Consider the following 1,873-nt stretch of genomic DNA (forward strand, 5'->3'; position numbering starts at 1 on the left):
AATATCAGCGCGTCGACATTCGACATCCTATCTTTCCTTCAATACAAAAGTTGGTCAATTGAATTAGATGGAACGCCGTATGAGGTGAAAGTCTCACGTATGGTGTGAAGTGGGGGAAAAGGTGGAGATAACGTCAAAACCTTACCTATCACTATTCGGGCCAGGATTTTTAGATTATGTAAACCGTAATGGCGGCGAATATACGCTTGAATTGGCAAAGCAATTTGCTCTAGATCACAACGGTGGAAGGACAGAATGCGGTTTCCGAAGCCCCTATTGCTATGGCGATTTTAGTTATGTTGAAAAAATTTTAAAATATTATGTTGCTACAAATGAGGGCGGAGGAGCTGGCGGTGGAACTGGTCCTGGAGACGGAACGGGAGATGGCCCAGCCAATGCAAAATTTAATGAGATCATGGCTTTAGTATCGCCATACAACGGTTACCCGTATGTATGGGCTGGCAGGTCGCCACCAAATTTTGACTGTTCGGGTCTTGTTGAGTGGAGTTATAACAAAGTGGGAATTCGGATTAATGGAACAGCAGAATCTATGTACAATGCTACAGTACCTGTAGACCAACCGGCGCCAGGAGATTTAGTCTTTTTTTCTGGAACATACAAACCGGGCATATCACACATCGGGATATACATTGGGAATAATAAAATGTTTAATGCGGGTGGAACACACTTACATTACGCAGATTTAAGTGAAAAGTACTGGGCAGATCATTTTTCTGGAATTAGACGGGTGAAATAGAGGAGGAAATTAGATGAATAAAGGAATTATATCTGCTTTGATTTTGATCATTATAGGGGTTGCAGTATATGCAACCTCTCAAAATTCCAAAGCAGATGAATATCAAAAAAAATATGAAGATACTAAGAAAAAATTGCAGGTTATGCAAACGGAAAATAAAAAACTAGACCAAAATTTGAAGGGGAAGGAACGAAATACAGAAACACAAGTAAAGAAAGAGACAGAAGAGTTTTTAAAAGCTTTTTTCGTTTATGATACCGCAAAAGGGGAAAGAGCATGGACAAAGATTAAACCTTTTGTTACAGAAGAAGGATTGAAAATGCTAGTTCCAGCGGGAACAGATGTTAGTCAACCAGTCGAAAAAACTGAACCAGATAAAACAATAGTTTCCGATATTGATAAATTATTGTTGTACTATACGCCAGTAGATACAACGCATGCAAATGTATTTGCCCGTGTTTGGCAAAAAATAACCGTAAATGGTGTGTCTAGTGTCACACAAATGCCTTTAGATATTTCAGTGATATATGATGAGCAAAAGGGTAGATGGGTAATTAATGAAATGAAGATTCAGCAGCCCCTAAAAGAAGATGGATATATTAATTAGTAAGGAAGGAGTTAACATGATGTGGACATTTGGTATTACTTTATGTATTACAAGTGTCCTTCTAATGTCACTAGTTATCTTGTTATTTAAAAAAAGTTGGCGGCAGGTTATCACCTTAGCTTTACTCATTCTATTTCTTGTAGGCGTGGCGGTGCAACATGCCTATAAAGACATCTAAACTGTTAGATAAAAATAAATAGGGAAAAACAAAAGGGGGAAAAGAAATATGTTATGCCCAAGGTGTTCAGAAGAGAAAAAAGTGGAGATGATCCCTATGTACGACGAATTTCCGAATTGGATTTTTTTCTGTTGAGAGTGTGATTATAGACATGAGAATTCAGATCAAAGTCCTCTTCCTTACTAAAAAGAATCCTGTAGAAAAGGAGGAAGCAGTGTGAATGAAGTAAAACTACGCAAAATTGGATATAAAGTATTACAGGAAACTTTGATCTTAAGTCGGAATGTACTATTTTGTCCAGAAGATACAAGGGGGGTGAAATACGTACAAG

2 protein-coding genes are annotated in these 1,873 nt (G+C 37.9%); both read left to right on the forward strand.

Features of this window, described 5'->3' with window-relative positions:
* Nucleotides 1–121 precede the first annotated feature (121 nt).
* A complete protein-coding gene (locus AC1DIT_RS28005) occupies nt 122–757 on the forward strand; it encodes a C40 family peptidase (protein ID WP_016133035.1) in 636 nt (211 codons plus the stop codon).
* A 13-nt stretch (nt 758–770) separates the two neighbouring features.
* Nucleotides 771–1,364, forward strand: a complete 594-nt coding sequence (locus tag AC1DIT_RS28010) for a hypothetical protein (protein ID WP_476998593.1) — start codon at nt 771–773, stop codon at nt 1,362–1,364.
* Nucleotides 1,365–1,873 lie beyond the last annotated feature (509 nt).

The organism is Bacillus sp. 05T22 (assembly GCF_056396765.1).